16 protein-coding genes are annotated in these 19,685 nt (G+C 68.9%); 7 read left to right on the plus strand and 9 right to left on the minus strand.

The window, feature by feature from the left end:
• Window positions 1-73 precede the first annotated feature (73 nt).
• Window positions 74-2,974, plus strand: coding sequence for a helix-turn-helix transcriptional regulator (locus tag AC5Y4S_RS17305; protein WP_500033891.1), 2,901 nt, complete (start codon window positions 74-76; stop codon window positions 2,972-2,974).
• Between the two features lie 6 nt (window positions 2,975-2,980).
• Here AC5Y4S_RS17305 and AC5Y4S_RS17310 read toward each other — a convergent pair whose 3' ends face one another.
• A complete protein-coding gene (locus tag AC5Y4S_RS17310) occupies window positions 2,981-3,250 on the minus strand; it encodes a DUF4242 domain-containing protein (RefSeq protein WP_500033892.1) in 270 nt (89 codons plus the stop codon).
• A 41-nt stretch (window positions 3,251-3,291) separates the two neighbouring features.
• The gene (locus AC5Y4S_RS17315; RefSeq protein WP_500033893.1) at window positions 3,292-3,750 is read right to left on the minus strand and encodes a MarR family winged helix-turn-helix transcriptional regulator; all 459 of its coding nucleotides are present in this window, start codon (window positions 3,748-3,750) and stop codon (window positions 3,292-3,294) included.
• Between the two features lie 74 nt (window positions 3,751-3,824).
• On the opposite strand from AC5Y4S_RS17315, the gene AC5Y4S_RS17320 reads away from it, so the two are divergent.
• The 3 genes from AC5Y4S_RS17320 (at window position 3,825) to AC5Y4S_RS17330 (ending at window position 9,265) form a co-directional block, all read left to right on the plus strand.
• A complete protein-coding gene (locus AC5Y4S_RS17320) occupies window positions 3,825-4,766 on the plus strand; it encodes a CE1 family esterase (RefSeq protein WP_500033894.1) in 942 nt (313 codons plus the stop codon).
• 81 nt (window positions 4,767-4,847) lie between these two features.
• Window positions 4,848-7,466, plus strand: coding sequence for a helix-turn-helix transcriptional regulator (locus AC5Y4S_RS17325; RefSeq protein ID WP_500033895.1), 2,619 nt, complete (start codon window positions 4,848-4,850; stop codon window positions 7,464-7,466).
• A gap of 119 nt (window positions 7,467-7,585) precedes the next feature.
• Entirely contained in the window at window positions 7,586-9,265 is a 1,680-nt protein-coding gene (locus AC5Y4S_RS17330) for a PPE domain-containing protein (RefSeq protein ID WP_500033896.1), read from the plus strand.
• 55 nt (window positions 9,266-9,320) lie between these two features.
• On the opposite strand, the gene AC5Y4S_RS17335 is transcribed toward AC5Y4S_RS17330, so the two are convergent.
• A complete protein-coding gene (locus AC5Y4S_RS17335) occupies window positions 9,321-9,926 on the minus strand; it encodes a TetR/AcrR family transcriptional regulator (protein ID WP_500033897.1) in 606 nt (201 codons plus the stop codon).
• Window positions 9,927-9,994: 68 nt separating this feature from the next.
• Between AC5Y4S_RS17335 and AC5Y4S_RS17340 the strand changes: the two genes are divergently transcribed.
• The 3 genes from AC5Y4S_RS17340 (at window position 9,995) to fadD1 (ending at window position 13,341) form a co-directional block, all read left to right on the plus strand.
• On the plus strand, window positions 9,995-10,825 hold the full coding sequence (locus AC5Y4S_RS17340) for an alpha/beta fold hydrolase (protein ID WP_500033898.1): 831 nt from the start codon (window positions 9,995-9,997) through the stop codon (window positions 10,823-10,825).
• Between the two features lie 36 nt (window positions 10,826-10,861).
• A complete protein-coding gene (locus AC5Y4S_RS17345) occupies window positions 10,862-11,623 on the plus strand; it encodes an SDR family NAD(P)-dependent oxidoreductase (protein ID WP_500033899.1) in 762 nt (253 codons plus the stop codon).
• 74 nt (window positions 11,624-11,697) lie between these two features.
• Window positions 11,698-13,341, plus strand: a complete 1,644-nt coding sequence (gene fadD1 / locus AC5Y4S_RS17350) for a fatty-acid--CoA ligase FadD1 (RefSeq protein WP_500033900.1) — start codon at window positions 11,698-11,700, stop codon at window positions 13,339-13,341.
• On the opposite strand, the gene AC5Y4S_RS17355 is transcribed toward fadD1, so the two are convergent.
• Genes AC5Y4S_RS17355 through AC5Y4S_RS17380 form a run of 6 tightly spaced genes read right to left on the minus strand, consistent with a single transcriptional unit; the run spans window position 13,280 to window position 19,534 of the window.
• Window positions 13,280-13,933, minus strand: coding sequence for a PadR family transcriptional regulator (locus AC5Y4S_RS17355; protein ID WP_500033901.1), 654 nt, complete (start codon window positions 13,931-13,933; stop codon window positions 13,280-13,282). The genes fadD1 and AC5Y4S_RS17355 overlap by 62 nt on opposite strands.
• Window positions 13,930-14,352 carry a Zn-ribbon domain-containing OB-fold protein gene (locus AC5Y4S_RS17360; RefSeq protein WP_500033902.1) on the minus strand — a complete coding sequence of 141 codons (423 nt, stop codon included), beginning with the start codon at window positions 14,350-14,352 and terminating at the stop codon, window positions 13,930-13,932. The genes AC5Y4S_RS17355 and AC5Y4S_RS17360 overlap by 4 nt, the downstream gene beginning before the upstream one ends.
• Window positions 14,349-15,524 carry a thiolase family protein gene (locus tag AC5Y4S_RS17365; RefSeq protein ID WP_500033903.1) on the minus strand — a complete coding sequence of 392 codons (1,176 nt, stop codon included), beginning with the start codon at window positions 15,522-15,524 and terminating at the stop codon, window positions 14,349-14,351. Before AC5Y4S_RS17365 ends, AC5Y4S_RS17360 begins: the two co-directional genes overlap by 4 nt.
• Window positions 15,514-15,843, minus strand: a complete 330-nt coding sequence (locus AC5Y4S_RS17370; RefSeq protein ID WP_500033904.1) for a hypothetical protein — start codon at window positions 15,841-15,843, stop codon at window positions 15,514-15,516. Before AC5Y4S_RS17370 ends, AC5Y4S_RS17365 begins: the two co-directional genes overlap by 11 nt.
• 1 nt (window position 15,844) lies before the next feature.
• Window positions 15,845-18,178, minus strand: coding sequence for a CaiB/BaiF CoA-transferase family protein (locus AC5Y4S_RS17375; protein WP_500033905.1), 2,334 nt, complete (start codon window positions 18,176-18,178; stop codon window positions 15,845-15,847).
• Window positions 18,179-19,534 (minus strand): amidohydrolase family protein, encoded by a 1,356-nt coding sequence (locus tag AC5Y4S_RS17380; protein WP_500033906.1) that lies wholly within the window; start codon window positions 19,532-19,534, stop codon window positions 18,179-18,181.
• Between the last annotated feature and the right edge of the window lie 151 nt (window positions 19,535-19,685).

Raw genomic sequence — 19,685 nt, forward strand, 5'->3', positions numbered from 1 at the left:
GCATTTGCCAGGCCTCCAACGATAGTCAGATCTGACTATCGACCGGCCAAATCGGCGCGGTTACCTTGATTCCATGGCCCAGTGGGTGCCACCACCCCTTCCGGCGGATCTGTTGGCGCGTCGGCGCGGCCCGCTCGTCGGCCGCGCCGCGGAGCTGGCCGCGTTCGAGCAGGCGTGGGAACGCGTCGAAGGCGGCACCCGCCAGGCGGTATTCATCGGCGGTGAACCCGGGGCGGGCAAGACCCGCCTGGCGGCCGAGGTGGCCGGAACGCTGGCCGACCACCGCGTCCCGGTGCTCGTCGGGAGCTCGACGGCCGACGCGGACGTGCCGTACGCGCCGTTCGCCGAGGCGCTGGACCGGCTGCTGCTCGCGGCCCCGCCCGGTTCGCTGGCCGACACCCTGGCCGACGCCGGAGCGCAACTGCGCCGGCTGTCCACCCAAGTCGATCGGCATTTGCCCGACATCGGCCCGGCAGACGAGGTCGGGGCGCCCAGGCAGGCACTTTTCGACGCCCTTACGGGTTTCCTGCGGCGCCTGGCCGCCGACCGTCCGATCGCGTTGATCCTCGATGATCTGCATTGGGCGCAGCTGCCCACCCTCGTGATGCTCGAACGCGTCGTGATCGGCTGCGCCGACGTCCGAATGCTGGTGGTCGCCACCTTCCGGTCGACCGAACCGGACCGTTCCGACGAGCTCACCACCCGGCTGGCCGAGCTGCACCGCTTCGACGGGGTGCGGCGCCTGGATCTCGCGGGGCTGGACACCGAGGCGATCGCCGAGTTCGTCAGGCGGACCCAGCAGCTGGCTCCCGCGTCGGCGCGCACGGCCGCCGCCTTGCTGCGCGACAAGACCGGTGGCAATCCGTTCTTCCTGACCGAGCTGGTCGGCGACCTTGAAGCCCGGGGTGGGCTGGCCACGCTCGGTGTGCAGCAGACCGTGCCGGCATCGATCGGGGACGCCATTGCCCGTCGGCTCAGCGGGTTGGGCGCCGGCGTCCGGGTCGTCATCGAACAGGCGGCGGTGCTCGGCGAGACGTTCGACCTGCCCGCGCTGATCGCCGCCAGCGAAACCGATCTCGCCGCGACGCTGGCGGCGGTCGATTCGGCCGAGGGCGTCGGCCTGATCCGGCCGGTTCGCGACTCCGACGGCGAGTTCGCGTTCGTGCACGCGCTCACCCGCGAGGCCGTGGTCGGCGGAATGGCGGCGTCCCGGCTGCGGATCATGCACGCGCGGGCCGCCGAAGCGCTCGAGGGCCGGGCGGACGCGTCGCTCATCCCCCGGCTGGCAAACCACTACCTACGGGCCCACGTGCTCGGCTACCACGAGCAGGCGCTGCGGTACGCCCACCAGGCGGCCCGGATGGCCGAACAAAGCCTGGCCTACGAGGACGCCGCGAGGTGGTTCGAGCGGGCGGCGTCGCTGCCGGAGCTGAGCCGCACCGATCGGGCGCGGCTGGACCTCGATGCGGCCGCCAACCACGTGCGGGCCGGCGATTTCGCGCGGTCGCGGGCGATTTATGGGCGCCTGAGCGCGATGGACGATCCACTCATCCGGCTGGGGGCGGCCGTCGGCTACGAGGAAGCGAATTGGCGTCGCGGACAGTCGGATTCGACGGCAGCCGACCTGCTGGCGTCGGCGCTGGAATCCTGCGGGCTGGAGACCGACGACCTGCGCTACCTGCAGGCACTCGGCAGCTTTGGGCGCGCGCTCGCCTTCGCCGGGGAGGCGGCGCGAGCGCGCGAGGTGGGCAACAACGCCATCGACCGCGCGCGGGCCACCGGGGATCAGGCGGTGCTGATGCACACGCTCAAGACGAGCCTGTGGCACGGGCTCACCCCGGAGCTGTGCGAAGTCCAGGCGGAGCGGTCGGCCGAGGTATCCCGCATGGCGCTGGAGCGCCGCGACTACGAGGTGCTCGGGGCGTCCTCGCACTTTCGCGCCATGGTCAGTTACCTGGCCGGCCGGCCCGATGACCTGGCCGCGTCGACCGCGGACATGCGCCGCGCGGGAAAAGCCATCGGGCAACCGGTCTTCGGGTTCGTCGGTGCGTGCGTCGAGCAGGCGCTGGCCTATCTGCGCGGCGACTTCACCGGCGCCGAACGGTGGGCCGACATCGCTTTGCGCGCAGGCGATTTGTTCGACGCGGACGACACCGAGGGTTCCAACGGCGTCCAGATGTTCATGATCCGCCGGGAGACTTCGGACCTGAAGAGGTTCGCCGGGTTCATCGACGGCAGCGAGACATTCGCCGGACGTTGGGTGCCCGGCCTGCTTGCGCTGTACACCGAGCTCAACTGCGAAGCGGGCATGATCCGAGCCCTCAACCACCTGCTCAACCGCAAACTCGGCGATCGCACCGACGAGGCGCAGTGGCCGATGGAGCTGGCGTTCATGGTCGAGGCGGCGCTGGAGCTCGGCAACCGCGAGGCTCTGCATTCGCTGCGTCCGTACATAGGTCGCTATGCCGGCAAGAACCTGGTCGCCGGCCAGTTCGTCGCCTTGTTCGGCAGCGCCGACCGTTACCTCGCCCGGATCGCGGCACTCGACGGCGACACCGCAGCGGCCGAGCGGCATTTCGTCGCGGCGCTCGAGATGGACCGCCGCATGGGCTCGGTGGTTCACATCGCCGAGACACTGGCCCGGCACGCGTTGTTCGCGGCGTCACGCGGGCGCACGGAGGAAGCCCGGCGCCTCGCCGACGAGGCACGCGCGATCGCCACGCCGATCGGTCAGAACCGCGTCGTCGAGCTGGTGGATGCGGTGCTGGTGACGGGCCCGGACGGCTTGACGGACCGGGAGGTCGAGGTGTTGCGGCTGCTCGCCGAGGGGCTGAGCAATCGGGCGATCGGCGAACGCCTCTACATCAGCACCAACACGGCCGCCAACCACGTGCGCAACATCCTGATCAAAACGGGCGCCGCGAACCGCACCCAGGCGGCGATGTACGCCGCCGACCACGAGCTGCTCGGGTGACGACCCTCAGATATCGGAGAGCTTGCCGTCGGGCATGACGCGATCGCGGACCTCGACGATCACGTCGGCGGGCAGGCCAGCCCTCGCGGCCGCCGTCCTGATGGCCTCGGGTGAGGGCGCCTCGTAAAGGCAGTAGGTCTTGCGCTTGTCCGCCGACAGGAACGAGTACATCCAGCGAACACCCTCGAGGTCGTTGATCCGGTTGATGCCGTCGGCGACCTCCAAGGTCGGTTCCATGTCCTCGGCAAAGTTGCGCTCGACCATGAAGATGGGCACGGCGGACTCCTGTCATTGTCTTGCGTCGAACTTACGCCGTGTCATTCGCGCCCCGCGTCGACCTCGCTGGCGAGCAACGTCTGCAGGGTGTCGCGCAATTCGCCCAGCCGCTCGGGGCCCAGCAGCTGTTCCCACCGCTTCTCCAAAGCAACTGCGTTGGAACGCATCACGCGCAGCGCCTGGCGACCGCGTGGCGTCAGCTCGATGATCCTGGCCCGGGCGTCTTCGGGATCGGCCACTCGGGTGACATAGCCGTGCCGCTCCAGGCTGGCGATCCCCTGGGCCACCGCCTGGCGACTCACGTTGAGCCGGTCGGCCAGATCCGACGCGTGCAGGCCGCCGCCCGCCAGCGGCACCAGCGCAACCGCCTGCGCCGGCCGGATCCCGTCGAGGCCGGCCGCGGCGAACGCGGCCCGCAGGCGGGGCGCACCCGAGGCGGCCACCAGGTTCACCAGCGCCGGGACGGTGGGCTTCCAGAGGCCGTCCGCAACACGTCGCATGGGAAGAGTGTGCCACCTGAAGGCATTTTGACAAGTAACTTGTCAAAATGTCGGCCGGCTGCCACGATGGGTTCATGCGATCGCTGTGCGCTCGGGGGTTCGGTGTCTGTCTCGCTTCGATTTTGGTCGTGGTGCTCGGCGGGTGCGTCGGCGGCGGTCATGCCTTGGGAACGCCTGGCGCCCAACCGATTCCGGTCGGGCAGTCCACGCAGTCCATCGATTCCGGCGGCGTCAGCAGGACCTATCACCTGTACCGACCGCAGGGGTTGCCCGACGCGGCGCCCCTGGTGGTGATGCTGCACGGCGGCTTCGGCAACGGCGCGCAGGCCGAGCGGTCCTACAACTGGGACGCCGAGGCGGACGCCGGGCATTTCCTGGTCGCCTATCCCGACGGGCTCAACCGCGCCTGGAATGCCGGGACCTGCTGCGGCGAACCGCAGCGCGCGGATACGGACGACGTCGGTTTCCTCACCGCGATGGTGGGGGCCATCGAGCAGGAGATCCCCGTCGATCGCGCGCGCGTCTACGCCACCGGCATGTCGAACGGGGCCATGATGGCGCTGCGGCTGGGCTGCCAGAGCGACACCTTCGCGGCGATCGCCCCCGTCGCCGGCACGCTGCTGACCGATTGCTCCCAAGCGCGACCGACATCGGTGCTGCAGATACACGGCACCGCCGACGACCGGGTGCCCTATAACGGCGGACCCGGAAAGGCCTTCGCCATCAACGGGAATCCACGCGTCGACGGCCCCTCGGTGGAGTCGGTCAACGCCACGTGGCGATCCATCGACGGATGCGGACCCCCGACCTCGACCACCGCCGGCAGCGTGACCACGCAGACGGCCGGGTGTCCCGACGGGCGCACCGTCGAGTTGATCTCGGTGGCCGGGGCCGGCCATCAATGGCCCGGCGGCCAGCCGAGCCCGCTCGCCGAACTCGCCGGCATCCCCGAACCGTCGACGGCGCTCAACGCTACCGACACCATCTGGCAGTTCTTCGCCCAGAGCCACCGCTGAGCATCTGTCCAGCGTCGACTTGTTCGGGCGATCGTCGCGTTTTCGGTGCAACAATTCGACGCTCGCCGGTTTACTTGTCACGTGGAGCGCTTGCTGGAGCGCGAGGCCGTCCTCGCGAAGCTGGCCGCACTGGCCCGCGCCGTGCGAAAGGGCAAGGGCCAGGCGGTGTTGCTGCGCGGTGAAGCCGGCGTGGGCAAGACCGCGGTGATCACCCGCTTCTCCGCGGGCCTCGACGAGATGCGGGTGCTGCGCGGCTGGTGCGACCCGCTGGCCGCGCCACGGCCGCTGGGCCCGCTACTGGACGCGCTGGGCGGGGTGGGTCCCACGGCGGCTCGGGCTCTGGATGACGCGATCGAATCGGGTGATACGGGCGCGCTGTACCGGCGGCTGCTGACGATGTTGCGCGACGGACATCGCTGGGTCTGGCTGATCGAGGACGCTCATTGGGCCGACGGAGCGACCCTCGATCTCATGCGATTCCTGGCCCGGCGCATCGACTCGCTACGGCTGCTGCTGGTGGTGTCCTATCGCGACGACCAGCTCGACCGGCAGCACCCGCTTTCGGTCGCGCTCGGGGATATCGCGACGTGCGCGGGAGTCAGCCGCGTCGGATTGGAGCCGCTGAGCCGGGAAGCGGTCGCGGTGCTCTCCGCCGGCAGCGGTGTCAACGCGGACCAACTGTACGAACTCACCGGCGGGAACCCGTTCTACGCCACGGAAGTGCTGGCGGCCGGGGCACAAGCGCTGCGGCGAAATGCGTTGCCGCGCACAGTGACCGAGGCCGTCTGGGGCCGCCTGGGGCGGCTGTCGCCCGCGGCGCGCGAGACCGCGCACGCGGTGGCCGTCTGCGGCCCACGGGTGCACCCGGCGGTGCTGGACAAGGCATGCCCGGCCGGCAGCGCGGGGCTGGCCGAATGCCTCGACGCCGGGGTGCTGCACACGGAGTGGGACGCGATCGGGTTTCGGCACGAGCTGGCCCGGCGCGCGACCATTGACCAAATCCCCGCCCATGAGCGCAAGGCCCTGCACGCCCGCGCACTGGACGCCCTCGCCGAACCGCCGATCGACCCGAACACGTTCGCAGCGTTGGCTTTTCACGCCGATCAGGTCGACGACGCCGACGCCGTGATCCGCTACGGCGTGGCCGGGGCCGAACGCGCCGCGGCCCTCGGAGCACCGCGGCAGGCCGCCGACCTGCTCACACTCGCGCTGCGGCGCGCCGACACCGAACCGGCCGACAAAAGGGTCCAGTGGCTCGAGCAACACGCGGTGGCGTGCTACCTCTGCGGGCGCGGCGAGGCCGCCGTGTCGTCCTGGCGCGAGGCGATCGCGCTGCGCCAGGCGATGGGCGACCGGCTGGGTGAGGGCGACGACTTGCGCTGGCTGTCGCACGGATTGTGGGGCCTGGGCCGGGTCAGCGAATCCGCCGACGCGGCACGCGCCTCCCTGCGCCTGTTGGAGGGCGCTCAAGCGTGTCCACAGCTGGCCTGGTCGTTGGTCAACATGGCCGAGCAGGGCCTGTGGAATTTCGACCCGGACTGCGCCGACTACGCGGCTCGGGCGATCACGATCGGCGGCCAACTCGGCGACGACGCGGTGGTTGTCCGCGCGCGCGGCTACACCGCGTTGGCCAATGTGGTGCGCACCGACACAGGGTGGGACGAACTGGAGGCGGTCTGGCATCAAGCGAAGGACGCCGACGCCCGCGGCGAGACCGCCGCCTTCTTCGGGGCGGTGAACGGCTACATCGCGGCGATGCACTACGACCCCGATCGGGCGGATCGCTACATCGCCGACACCGTCGCCTACTGCCGCGACCGCGGCATCTACCTCTTCGAGGGAATCGCCGACGGCGCCGACATGTTGGCGGGCTTGCATCGCGGCCAGTGGGATCGCACCATCGCGCGCGCCGAGGATCTGCTGACCCGCCCCGGGCTCACGCTGGTTAACTGGATTTCGCCGCGGATCACCCTGGCCTTGATCCACGCCCGCCGGGGCGAACAACCCGTCGCCTCGCTGCTCGACGACTTGGAATCCGACTACGAGCTAGAGCAACAGCGGTTCTTCCCGATCTGGGCAGCGCGCGCCGAGGCCGCATGGCTGGCCGGTGACGACGACCTCGCCCGCAGCGTGGCGCAACGTTCACTAGTCAAGATGGGCGCCGACCGGAATCCCTGGCTGATCTGGCAACTCCGCCGGTGGGCGCGGCTTCCCGGTGGCCCAGCGGAGCCCATCACGAACAGCGACCCATTCACCCCGTTCCAGCTGGAGATCGGCGGCGACTGGCGCGGCGCCGCTTCGGCGTGGGAACGGCGCGGCTGCCCCTACGACGCGGCCATCGCCCAGCTCGACGGGGACATCCCCGCCGCCGAATCGGCGCTGGCCACCTTCCGCAGCCTCGGAGCACGAGCAGCGGCCCGCCGCGCTCAGCAGCGCCTGACAACGCTGCGCGGTGATGCTCGTCGCGGACGGGGCGCGGGCACCGTTTCCGACCCGGACGGACTGACCCGGCGGCAACGCGAGGTCCTCACATTGATCGCCGCCGGACACAGCGACGCCGAAGTGGCCACCAAACTGTCCATCAGCCCCAAGACCGTCGGCCACCACGTCGCCGCGATCCTGGCCAAGCTCGGAGTCGAGAACCGCACCCAGGCCGCGGCACGCGCCCGAGACGCCGCATCTCAGGCCCCGCAAATATAGGGAAAATTCCCGATTCGCGGGGGTCGCTCCTCAACGCACATTCGATAGCGATGCGATCCATCGCGGCGCCCGGGCACGCGGCAATCGGTGGCAGCGGACGCTACGGCTAGGAAGGCACGGTGATGAGCTTTTTGGTGTTGCCGCCCGAAATCACTTCCGTACTGATGTTCGCCGGGGCCGGTTCGGCACCCATGCTCGAGGCGGCAGCGGCCTGGGAAGGCTTGGCCGCCGAATTGGGCAGCGCCGCTTCGTCATTCGGGTCGGTGACGTCGGGGCTGGCGGGTCAGGGTTGGCAGGGGCGGGCGTCGCAGGCGATGGCGGCCGCAGCCGCCCCGTACACGGGATGGCTAAGCCACGCGGCGACGCAGGCGGCCACAGCAGCCGGGCAGGCCCGCGCGGTGGTGAGCGCATTCGAGGCGGCGCAGGCGGCCACGGTGCAGCCGGTCCTGGTGGACCTCAACCGGAATTCGTTGGTGCGGATGGCGATGTCCAACTGGTTCGGCCTCAATGCCCCGGCGATCGCTCAGCTCGAGGGCGAGTACGAGGAGATGTGGGCGCAGGACGTGACGGCGATGTCCGGCTATTACTCGGGGGCGTCGGCGGCGGCCGCCGCGCTAACCCCCGCGCAGACGCTGCAAGAGCTGCTGGCCGGCCTGCCCAACCTCGGGATCGGCAACAAGGGCAACGCCAACCTCGGCAGCGGCAACACAGGCAGCGGCAACGCCGGCAACGGAAACACCGGCAGCTCCAACCTGGGCGGCGGGAACATCGGCAACCAGAACGTCGGCGACGGAAATGCCGGCAACCGCAACTTTGGCTCTGGGAACACCGGTTTCGGCAACATCGGCTTCGGAAACGCCGGCGGCACGCCGACCACCGGCCAGAACGTGGGCATGGGCAATAGCGGCAACAACAACTTCGGCCTTGGCAACAGCGGCGCGGGCAACTACGGCGGCGGAAACAACGGCAACGGGAACATCGGCGCCGGGAACACCGGCAACGCCAACATCGGATTCGGGCTCACCGGTAACAACGAGATCGGAATCGGGGACACGTATTTCGACAGGGCAACCAACCAGTTCCACTTCGGCACGCTGAACTCGGGCAGCGGCAACATCGGCTTCGGCAACTCCGGCACCAACAACATCGGCTTCTTCAACTCGGGCAGCGGCAACGTCGGCATCTTCAACACGGGCAGCAATGTTCTGGTGTCAGGGGCCCCGAACAACTTCGGCGTCGGAAACTCCGGCATCGGGAACTTCGGCTTCGGAAATTCCGGAGCGGTAAACACTGGCATTGGGAACGCCGGCGAGCTCAACACCGGTTTCTGGAATTCGGGCCAGTACGACACGGGGGCCGGCAACACGGGCTCCGCCGATACGGGCTTCGGCAACTCGGGCGGTTTCAACACCGGCAATGGGAATTCGGGCGACACCAACACGGGTTTGTGGAATTCGGGCAGCGTGAACACGGGCTTCGGTTCCACCACGGACACCGGCCTGGCCAACTCGGGCTTCAACAACACGGGCACAGGAGACTCGGGCTTTTTCAACACCGGCCCGGTGATGTCGGGGTTCGGCAACACGGCCACCGGCGGCATTGAAGACGGAGCGATGTCGGGCTTCTTCAACAGGGCCACCGGTGGTTCCGACATCAACGGCGCGACTTCGGGCTTTTTCAACATCGGCATCGCCGCTCCCATCGCCGCCTTCCCGAGCGGCACCTTCAGCGGCGCGAACTCGGGCCTGTTCAACATCGGCACCGGGATCGCCGGGCTGTTGAACCTGGCCCGCCTGTAACGGGGCGGCTCACGCCGCCGCGCCCTCCGCGCAGCAGCGACATTAAGGCCGAACGCTATTCGCTCAGCATCGCGTCGATGAGCCGGTGCAGCACCTCCCCGGTCTCCCGGCGGGCGCGTTTCGGGTCGTCAGCGGTGGCGATGACCATGGCCGCCTCGTCGAGCGCGCCGATCAGGATGTGGGCCAACGGCCGCATCGGTTGCTCGGCCAACTGCCCGGCCTTGACGGCCTCGGTGAGCAGCTGTTCGGTCATACCCAGGCTGTAGCGCTGCGCGACGTCCCGGAACGCCGGCCACCCGAGCACGCTGGGTGCGTCGAGCAGGATCAGCTGGCGTACCTCGGGATCGCCGGAAACGTCGAGCCAGGCATCGACGGCGGCCCGGATCGCCTCGGCGGGCGTCGTCGCCCCTGACTCGGCCACGATCGTGCCCATCCGGGCCATCACATCCTGCTCGACGGCCTCGACGACCTCGGCGAAAAGCGTTGCCTTGTCGGCGAACTGGTGGTACATCGCGCCACGGGTAACGCCGGCGGCCATCGCAATCTCCGGCGTGCCCACGTCCGCGTAACCGCGCAGGCCCCACAGCCTGCGGGCGGCCGAGATCAGCGCGTCGCGGGTCGCCGCGGAGCGCTCCTCCTGGGTCCGTCTCTTGATTTCCATACAGCCTGTTGGTAACTTACGAACAGACAGCCTGTTTGTAACTGTACCTTTCAACGTAGGAGTCAGCCATGTCGACGATCGACATTAGTGCCGGGACCATCCACTACGAAGCAACCGGACCCGAGAACGGCAGGCCTGTCGTCTTCGTGCACGGCTACATGATGGGCAGCCAACTGTGGCGCCAGGTCGGCGTCCGCCTCGCCGATCTCGGCCTGCGCTGCATCGCCCCCACCTGGCCCCTGGGCGCGCACCCCCAGCCGCTGCGACCGGGCGCCGACCGCACCATCTACGGCGTCGCCGGCATGGTCGCGGAGATGCTCGGCGCCCTCGATCTCGAGGACGTGGTGCTGGTCGGCAACGACACCGGCGGGGTCGTCACCCAACTCGTCGCGGTGCACCATCCCGAGCGGCTCGGGGCGCTGGTGCTCACCAGTTGCGATGCGTTCGAACACTTTCCGCCGCCGATCCTCAAGCCGGTGATCCTGGCGGCCAAGTCCAAGACGATGTTCAAGACCGTCGCCCAGGCCATGCGCGCGCCGGCCGCGCGCAAGCGCGCGTTCGACGGCCTCGCATATACCAACATCGACGACCTGACCGAGGCATGGGTGCGCCCGGGGCTGTCCGACCCGGCGATCGCCGAAGACCTGCGCCAGTTCAGCCTCTCGATGCGCACGGAGGTCACCACCGGCGTCGCCGCGCGACTGCACGAATTCGACAAGCCCACGCTCATCGCCTGGTCGGCCGACGACGTGTTCTTCGAGCTCGCGGACGGCGAACGGCTGGCCGCGACCATCCCCAACGCCCGCCTCGAGGTGATCGAGAAAGCGCGCACGTTCTCGATGCTTGACCAGCCGGAGCGGCTCGCCGATCTGCTGTCGTCGATTGCGGTGCGCACCTAGCTCGGGACAGCGCTTGGCGGGCGCTACGCTCGCGGCATGCAAAAGGCGCTGCAAGGCAGGCGGATCCTGGTAACCGGTGGAGCCACCGGTATCGGCGCGGCCGCCATCGGAGTCCTCACCGACGCGGGGGCCGAGGTGGTCGGCACCTACCACAAGACCCCGCCGCCGGATGGGCTGGCGAACACCTGGCTGCAGTGCGATGCGCGGGACGCCGACGCCGTTACGGCGATGACGCGGCAGGCCGCGGATCACCTCGGCGGGCTCGACGTCCTGGTGAACGCCGCGGGGCTGTGGCAGGCCGGGATCCCGGGCTACATCGGCGCCGACGACATCTCGTTCCTGCTGGACACCAACGTGAAGGCCACCATCCTGACCAATCAGGCCGCCTACTCGGTGATGAAAGAGCAGAACCCCAAGGGCGGCAGGATCATCAACTTCGGGTCGTCCGAAGCCGTGCAGGGCAGCGCGATCTCGGCGGTCTACGCCGCGACGAAGGGCGCGGTGCAGGCCTGGACACGATCGGCCGCGAAAGCCTGGGGCGCCGACAACGTCACCGTCAACGCGTTGGCTCCGGCGGTGCAGACACCGGGCTCCGACCGTTTTCGGGATTTCCTCGGTCCCGATGCGAGCGCCCTCATCGATCAGCAGATGCAGCTGATGATCCCGATCGGCGGGAAACTCGGAGAGCCCGCGCGAGACGTCGGACCCATGCTCGTGTTCCTGGCCGGCACCGGCTCGGGCTTCATCACCGGGCAACTGCTGGCCGTCGACGGCGGACTGATGATGGTGGGCGGCTAGGACCCGGGGCTGGGGACCCCGCCGCTAAGATAAGACGGACCGTCTCGTCTCGTAACCGAAGGTGGACCGCTGCGATGGCCGACGACACGATTCAAGCGCTGCTGCGTAAGCGCCTGACGGACCCTGCCGTCGCCATCAAACACGGCCATTTGCAATGGACTTGGGATCAATACCTCACCGAGGCGACGGCGCGGGCCGCGGCCCTGATCGCCGCCGCCGACCCGCGGCGACCGATGCACGTCGGCGCCCTGCTGGGAAACACGCCGGAGATGCTGGCCCAGATGGCGGCGGCCGGGCTCGGAGGCTACGTGCTGTGCGGAGTGAACACGACGCGGCGCGGCGAGGCTCTGGCCGCCGACATCCGGCGGGCCGACTGTCAGTTCGTGGTCACCGATCCCGAGCATCGGCCGCTGCTCGACGGCCTGGACCTCGGGGGAACGCAAATCCTGGACACCTCGACGCCGCAGTGGGACGAATTCCTCAGGGGCACCGGCGATTTGGTCCCCTACCGCGAGGTCACCGCGACGGACGCGTTCATGATGATCTTCACGTCGGGAACCAGCGGTAATCCGAAGGCGGTCCAGGTATCGCACCTGATGGCGGTGGTCGCCGGGCTCAGCCTGATGGGGCGATTCGGGCTGACCGAGCAAGACACCTGCTACGTGTCCATGCCGCTGTTTCACTCCAACGCGGTTGTCGCCGGTTGGGCGCCCGCGGTGGCCTCCGGCGCCGCGATCGTCCCGGCGAAGTTCTCGGCGAGCAACTTCCTGGACGACATCCGCCGCTACGGGGCCACGTACATGAACTACGTCGGCAAGCCCCTGGCCTACATCCTCGCCACCCCCGAACGCGACGACGACGCCGACAACCCGCTGCGGGTGGCGTTCGGCAACGAGGCCAACGACAAGGACATCGAGGAGTTCGCCCGCCGATTCGGCGTTCAGGTCGAAGACGGCTTCGGCTCCACCGAGAACGCGGTCATCGTGATCCGCGAACCCGGGACACCGAAGGGGTCGATCGGCCGCGGCGTCGACGGGGTCGCAATCTACAACAGCGAGACCGTCACCGAATGCGCCGTCGCACGCTTCGACGCCAACGGGGCGCTGGCCAACGCCGACGAGGCGGTGGGCGAGTTGGTCAACACCGCGGGCTCAGGGTTCTTCACCGGCTACTACAACGATCCCGAGGCCAACGCCGAACGCATGCGCCACGGCATGTACTGGTCGGGGGACCTGGCCTACCGCGACGCCGACGGCTGGATCTACCTGGCCGGGCGCACCGCCGATTGGATGCGCGTGGACGGCGAGAACCTGGCCGCGGCTCCCATCGAGCGGATTTTGTTGCGGGACAGCGCCATCAATCGCGCCACGGTGTACGCCGTCCCGGACGAACGGGTGGGAGATCAGGTGATGGCCGCGATCGTCCTCAACGACGGCGCCGAGCTCGACCCGAATGCGTTCGAAGCCTTCCTCCGCGCGCAACCCGACCTGTCCCCGAAGGCCTGGCCGCGATACGTGCGCATCGCCGCCGACCTGCCCAGCACCGCCACCCACAAGGTGCTCAAACGCCAGCTGATCGCCGAAGGCGCGTCCGCCGGACAGGGCGAAATCCTTTGGGAGCGTGACGGGCGTGGCACCACTTATCGGCAGGCCGCGTCTAACGCGGGTTCCGCGGTGCCCGACGGCGGATCTGCCCCTTCGCCCGTCGCACCCGTTTGACCGGATCTCGGCTGGTGCCGCCGGCGATTTCGTCGCGGAGCTGCGCGATGTTGGAGATCTCCGCATACAAACCGCGAATCGCGTAGTCGAGCACCGCGAACGAGCAACGCTGGTCCGGGTCATCGGCCAGACCGAGGTCGCGAGAGCGCTGCCGCGACCACAGCGCCTCGTCCAGCCGGGCGCGGCTTGCCTCGAGGTGGCGGTCCAGCGTGTCGACGAGGTGTTCCGGATTTTCGCCGCGTGCGAGCCAGGTCTTGAGGATGACGGGGTGTTTGATGACCACCCGATCCTGGGCCGGGAAGTGCTGGACCCACCGGCGCAGCGCGTCCAGGCCCGAATCGGTGGTCTCGTACAAGGTGATCGCGCGCTTGCCGGATTGGGCGCCGATCTCGCTGACCATGCCCCGCTCCAACAAGCGGTTCAGCTCGCGCCGCACGTGGCTCACCGACGGGGACCAGTAGAAGTGGCCGACCGAAAGTTCGGCACGCATCTTGATCTCACCGGCGGTGAGTTGCTCGTCGTTGGCGGCCAACACGCCCAGCACCAGGTAGGCCGTCACCGGCAGGCCATTGCTGGTGCGGGCGGGACTCATTGCAACCCAGTGAAATACGGCAGGGTGACGTCGGCGCCGACGGCGTGGAATTGCACCCGAACGCGCATGCCGATCGCCAGCTCGCCCGGGTCCACCCCGACGACGTTGGTCAGCATCTGGTAGCCCTCGTCCAGCGTGACAATCGCCGGCGCATAGGGCGGCTCGAATTCCGCGGTGACCGGGCGATGCACCACCGTCCAGCTGTAGATCTCGCCGAGCCCGCCGCTGCACTCCCACCGCAGTTCGGCCGAAAGGCACTGGCGGCAATGCTCGGTCGGCGGAAAGTTCGACAGGCCACACGCTTCGCACCGTTGGTAACGCAACTCCCCCGCCCCACAGCCCTGCCAGAAGGGGACGCTGAGTTCGCTGCTGGCGTGGGGCACCGGGCCGGTCTGGGGCCGCAACGGTTCGGATGTCATAACGGCTCGTCTCCCAGGATCAGCACTGTGGTGAACAGGGCTCCCGCACCCCCGTTGCTGCAGAACGCGATGTGCGCGTCGGGCACCTGGAGGTCACCGGCCTGGCCGCGCAGCTGCTGAACGGCCCGGACGGCCCGCTGCATCATCTGCGGATTGGAGCCGGCGTGGCTGAACGACATGGTCCCCCCGTCGGTGGTGACCGGATGGCTGCCGTCGATCGCGATGTGGCCGTCGGCGACGAACGGGCCGCCCTCGCCGTCGCCGCAGAAGCCGAAAGCCTCTAGCTGGCGGATGATTTCGAAGGAGAACGGATCGTAGAGCTCCAGCACGTCGACGTCGTCGGGCCGCAGGCCGGCGTGGGCGAAGGCCCGCTCGGCCGCGCGCCTGCCCACGACGCCATTGACGTAGTGGCCGCGATCGCCGCGCCGGCCGGCGAGGTCCCAAGCGGGCGGGTGCTGATACGACGGGCCGTGAAAGTCCGCGCCGCTGCCCAACGCGTAGATCGGTTGGCCGGCGACGTCCACCTGGTCGATGTTGGCCACGACGAGGGCGCAGCCGCCCTCGGAGGTGGTGGCGCAATCGAGGAGATGAAACGGGTCGGCGATCGGCCGCGACGCGGTGATGTCGTCCGGCGCGAACGGACCCCGTTGGTAGTAAACGGCTTCGGGGTTTCGCGATCCGTTGTTGCGAATGGTCGCCGCGACTATCGACAGTTGTTCGCGGGTGGTGCCGTAGACGTGCATGTGGCGCCGGGCGATCAGCGCGAACTCGGCGGTGGTGAACATTCCCCAGGGCGCGACGAATTCGTTCTCGGGCCGGGTCCACGGAGCAGTGGCCTGGTGGTCGCGGTATTCACCGGCTTGTGCGGCGACCAGGACGACGACGTCGGCCATGCCGTGCTCGATCGCGGCCGCCGCCTCGGTGATCATGCCGACCCCGAACGCCAGTCCCTGCCAGGCCGGCCCGAGGCGCAGGTCGTAGATCAGCGCGGTGGACAGCGGGCCCGCGCTGATCCCGTCGACGTCCTCGAGGCTCAGGCCGGCGTCGGCGAGCGCCCCGTGAATGGCCTTGAGCGCCAGGCTTCGTGACGTTTCGCCGTCCAGCCGGCGGCCCTGCCGGGTGTTGTGCACTCCGACGATCGCCGCGGTCCGCTTCGCCGGGCTAGTTTTCATCCGCGACAACTCCCAGGTAGGTTCCGACGACGTCGTATTCTTGCCCGTCGCGCTCGATGGTGCCGATCGTCGTGGTCCGCGCGCCGCGGGGTGCGGCACCGGTTTCGATCACGTCGATCCGCACGTCGATCGGCCTTGCCGATTGCGGATCGGTGATCTCGACGACCATCGCGACCGCCCGTTCGCTCTCGTCCCACTCGACACCGGTGATCCGGTGGCGGGCGGTCAGCTCCATCACCACGGAGTCCTGGCGCACCAGGAACCGGACCGGGGCGCAGGGCTCGCCGGCCCGCGGCGGGACGCACAGCGTGACCGCCACGTCAGAGGCCCGCCGGCCGTGCGCTGGTGGCCCCCGAGGCGCGCAGCTGCATCAGATCCCGTTGACTGCGCCCAAGAATTCCCGTCAGCACCTCGTCAGTGTGCTGGCCATACAACGGGGGCACCCGCCGAAGCCACCTTCGCGGCTTCCCGACGAAGGCGAAGGGCATGCCGGTGCACAGGAAGGAACCTGCGACCGGGTGGTCGATCTCTTCCCAGAAGCCTCGGGCGAGCAGTTGCGGGTCGCTCAGCAGCTCCGCGGCCGGCGTGACGCGCGCCGCCGCCAGCCCGCCGGCGCGCAGCGCCGCCACCGCGTCGGTCGCCGAACGCCGGGCGGTCCAGCCGGAAATGAGCTTGTCGATTTCGTCGGCCCCTTCGCGCCAGGCGGCGCTGTCCGGGCCGAGGTCGGGTCGCTCGATGAGCGCCGCCAACGACGCGCGAGCGGCGTCTCCCAGGGCGGCGAGCGCGACCCATTCGTCGTCGCCACGGCACGGATACACGCCCTGGGGCGTCGCGCCCGGGCCCCGGTTCCCGTTGCGGCGCAACTCGATCCCGTTGCGCGAGTACTCGACCACCACCTCGGCCGCCACGTTCAGCGCGGCCTCGACCATCGTCGACTCGACATGCATCCCGGTCCCGTCCCGGTCGCGAACCACGAGCGCCGCAACCGCGGCGAACGCGGCATGCAGCCCCGCCATCGGGTCGCATACCCCACGCGGGATCACCGGCGGGCCGTCGGCGTGTCCGGTCACCCACGCCATTCCCGTCGCCTGCTCCATCGTCTGGGCGAAGCCCACGCGATCGCGCCACGGGCCGTCGAGGCCAAACGCGGGCATCCGCACCATGATCGCGCGCGGATTGGCCGCGGTCACGGCATCCCAGTCCAGGCCGAAATTCTCCATCACCCGCGGTGAGAAGTTCTCGATCACCAGGTCGCTCGCGGCGATGAGCTCCAAGGCGACGGCGCGCCCTGCGTCGACGCTGAGTTCGGTGCTGATGCCGCGCTTGTTGTTGTTGCTGCACAAGAACACCGGGCCCCACTCCCACCACTGGTCCCAGTCGGGTGGGCGGCCGGCGGAGAGCCGCATGCCGTCGGGCCGGCGGACCCCCTCGAGCTTGATCACGTCGGCGCCGAGGGAGCCCAGGAATTGGGTGGCGACCGGTCCCGCCCAGAACGCGGTGAGGTCGGTTATCCGTATGTCGGACAACGGGAGTGCGCCCGCGTCGGCGGCTTGCGGCCGGTGGGGCCGCGGCGGCCAGTGGACACCGCCGTTGTCCGCGCCCAGCAGCGGGGGCCTGCCGGGCGGCCTGGTCGCGATCGCGTCGCTGCGATACGGCACCCGCGGTTGCACGCCGCCGGGTCCCGATTCGACGAAGACGCCGCGTTCGACGAAGTGGTCGACCATCGGCACCGTGGCCGGGGTGCCGATGGGGGCCACCGGGATGCGGAAGGCCACGGCGAGGTCGATGATCTCTTGCGTGGTGCGGGTTTCTGTCCACTGCGTGACCATGCCGAGGAATTCGTCACGGCGCTTAACCCGCCCGACGAACGACGCGAGCTCGGCGTCGTCGAGCAGGTCGGCGCGATCGATCATCACCAGAAAGTCTTGGAACTGTTGCGCGGTGATGGTGCAGAAGCCGACCATGCCGTCGGCCGTGGGAACGATCGACGGCAGCTCCAGGCTGCGTTGCTGTTGAAGGGAATCCGCGCCCAGCACGCTGGCCGACATCGCGGACAGGCCGCCCATCGCGATCGCCATCGCCTCGTAGGTCGAGACGTCGATGACCTCCCCGCCTCCGCCCCGGGCGGCGCGGCGGGCCGTCGCGGCGGCGACGGGCGCGGCGAACGAGCCGGCCAGCCACTCGCCGAGCCGCCCGCCCGCCTGCACCGGTTCGTCGCCCGGCCAACCGCGGCCGTCGATCGAGCCGCACAGCGCCTGCAGGATGAACTCGTTGGCCACCACCTGTTCTTCGAAGTAGGGCCCGGTGGTGCCGAACGGCGTCACCGCCACGATCACCGCCGACGGTCCGGTGTGCGCGGTGATGTCGTCGAGGGTCCAGCCGTCGGTCAGGTCGGTGAGCACGATGTCGGCGCCGGCCAGCAGCGCCGCCGCCCGCCCACGGTCGTTCACCGACTTCTTGCCGGCAGCCAGGTAGCCGAACAGTGCGCCAGCGGGCCCGCCGGCCGACCAGCTCCGCATCGAATCGCCCTGCGGCGACTCGAGTTTCACGACCTCGGCGCCGGCATCGACGAACATCTTGCCGCAGTAGGACACCGCAATGCCGTTGGACAACTCCAGCACCCGCCAGTCGGCGAACGGTGCCCGGGCGGCCACTCAGTTGCCCAGGGTGGTGGCGCGCCCGGCGATACCCGTTATCTCGACCGTCGGCGGCGGCTGCCCCTGCGCCAGGGCCTGCAGACCGGCCTGCGTCATCCGGGTCCACGCGTCGAGGTCGCGCTGGCCGGCCGGGCGACCGACGTGTGTGACGACGTCGACGTCGCTGGCCTGCGAGCGCAGGTAGCCGGCGCGGGCGTGCTCCTTGGGGATGTATCGGAAGGGGTCGAATGAGTATGCGGCCATGGCGTTTTCGTGCGTGATCTTGTCGATGACCGAGTCGTCCAGGTGCCCCATGGTCTCGATGACGTCCTCCGGCGCGAACGGCCAGTTGCTGTCGGAATGCGGGAAGTCGGACTCCCAGCACAGCATGTCCTCGTTGAACCAGTCCATGTTGTGCACGCCGACCTTGTCGCTGATGAAGCAGGTGTAGAAGTGGCGCTTGAACACATCGCTGGGTCCGGCATAGCCGGGTGGAAATTTCGCCAGCGTCCAGCCCGAGTGGCGGTTGTAGACGTGCTCGGCGCGCCAGAGGAAGTAGGGAATCCAGCCGACATCACCCTCGGTGAGCGAGAACTTCAGCTGCGGGAAGTCGGCCCAGAATTCGGCCCAGATCAGCTCGGTGAATGTGAACATGCTCATCATCGACGACGCCGTCATCTGCACGCTGGGCGGCGCGTCCGTCGACACCTGAGGAGAGCGAGACGCCGAGCCGACATGGGTGCACAGCACGGTCTTGTTCTCGCAGACGGCCTCGAACAGCGGATACCAGTATTTGGTGTGAATGCTGGGCATTTGCAAGGCTTCCGGGTTCTCCGAGAATGTCACCGCGTGGCAGCCCTTGTCGGCCAGCCGCTTGACCTCCTTGGCGGCCTCGGCGACGTCGAAGAGCGGCAGGATGCCGCAGGGGATGAACCGGCCCGGGTAGGCCGCACACCACTCGTCGACGTGCCAGTCGTTGTAGGCCTTGATCATCACCAGGTTCACGTCACGGTCGGGGCCCTGGTTGAGCACCTGGCCCGAGAAGCCGGTGAAATTGGGGAAGTTCAGGCCCGCCAGCTGGCCGCCGGCGTTCATGTCGCGGACACGCTCGTCGACGTTGAAGCAGCCCGGCCGCATCTCGTCGTAGCGCGAGGCGTCGATGTTGTACATCTCGCGGGGCTTTCCGGCGACTGCGTTCAGGCCCATGTTGCGTCCGCGAACCTCGCCGTAGTACCACTGCTGGGCGCCGTCCGGTTCGAGGACCACCCGGGGCGCCAGGTCCCTATATTTCGCGGGGACGTGCGCGTCGAACATGTCGGCCGGCTCGGCGATGTGGTCGTCCACGCTGATCAGGATCAGGTCGTCCTTGTTCATGCCGCACTCCTCTGCCGATATAGCGACTAGTAGACAATGATTCCTGTCACAGAGTCAACGGCGCCGTGTGACATGGCCGAACGGCAAATACACGCTGGCACCGCCATTATTCGGCAACTTCATTCGTCCGCCCGCCATGCAGTCCGAGCCA

The organism is Mycobacterium sp. NGS64, from assembly GCF_059812245.1.

What these genes read in the sequence shown, in the direction of transcription:
- AC5Y4S_RS17305 (WP_500033891.1), top strand. Translation starts at nt 74, where the DNA reads ATGGCCCAGTGGGTGCCACCACCCCTTCCGGCGGATCTGTTGGCGCGT.
- AC5Y4S_RS17315 (WP_500033893.1), bottom strand. Translation starts at nt 3,750, where the DNA reads ATGCGACGTGTTGCGGACGGCCTCTGGAAGCCCACCGTCCCGGCGCTG.
- AC5Y4S_RS17320 (WP_500033894.1), top strand. Translation starts at nt 3,825, where the DNA reads ATGCGATCGCTGTGCGCTCGGGGGTTCGGTGTCTGTCTCGCTTCGATT.
- AC5Y4S_RS17335 (WP_500033897.1), bottom strand. Translation starts at nt 9,926, where the DNA reads ATGGAAATCAAGAGACGGACCCAGGAGGAGCGCTCCGCGGCGACCCGC.
- AC5Y4S_RS17340 (WP_500033898.1), top strand. Translation starts at nt 9,995, where the DNA reads ATGTCGACGATCGACATTAGTGCCGGGACCATCCACTACGAAGCAACC.
- AC5Y4S_RS17345 (WP_500033899.1), top strand. Translation starts at nt 10,862, where the DNA reads ATGCAAAAGGCGCTGCAAGGCAGGCGGATCCTGGTAACCGGTGGAGCC.
- fadD1 (WP_500033900.1), top strand. Translation starts at nt 11,698, where the DNA reads ATGGCCGACGACACGATTCAAGCGCTGCTGCGTAAGCGCCTGACGGAC.
- AC5Y4S_RS17355 (WP_500033901.1), bottom strand. Translation starts at nt 13,933, where the DNA reads ATGAGTCCCGCCCGCACCAGCAATGGCCTGCCGGTGACGGCCTACCTG.
- AC5Y4S_RS17360 (WP_500033902.1), bottom strand. Translation starts at nt 14,352, where the DNA reads ATGACATCCGAACCGTTGCGGCCCCAGACCGGCCCGGTGCCCCACGCC.
- AC5Y4S_RS17365 (WP_500033903.1), bottom strand. Translation starts at nt 15,524, where the DNA reads ATGAAAACTAGCCCGGCGAAGCGGACCGCGGCGATCGTCGGAGTGCAC.
- AC5Y4S_RS17380 (WP_500033906.1), bottom strand. Translation starts at nt 19,534, where the DNA reads ATGAACAAGGACGACCTGATCCTGATCAGCGTGGACGACCACATCGCC.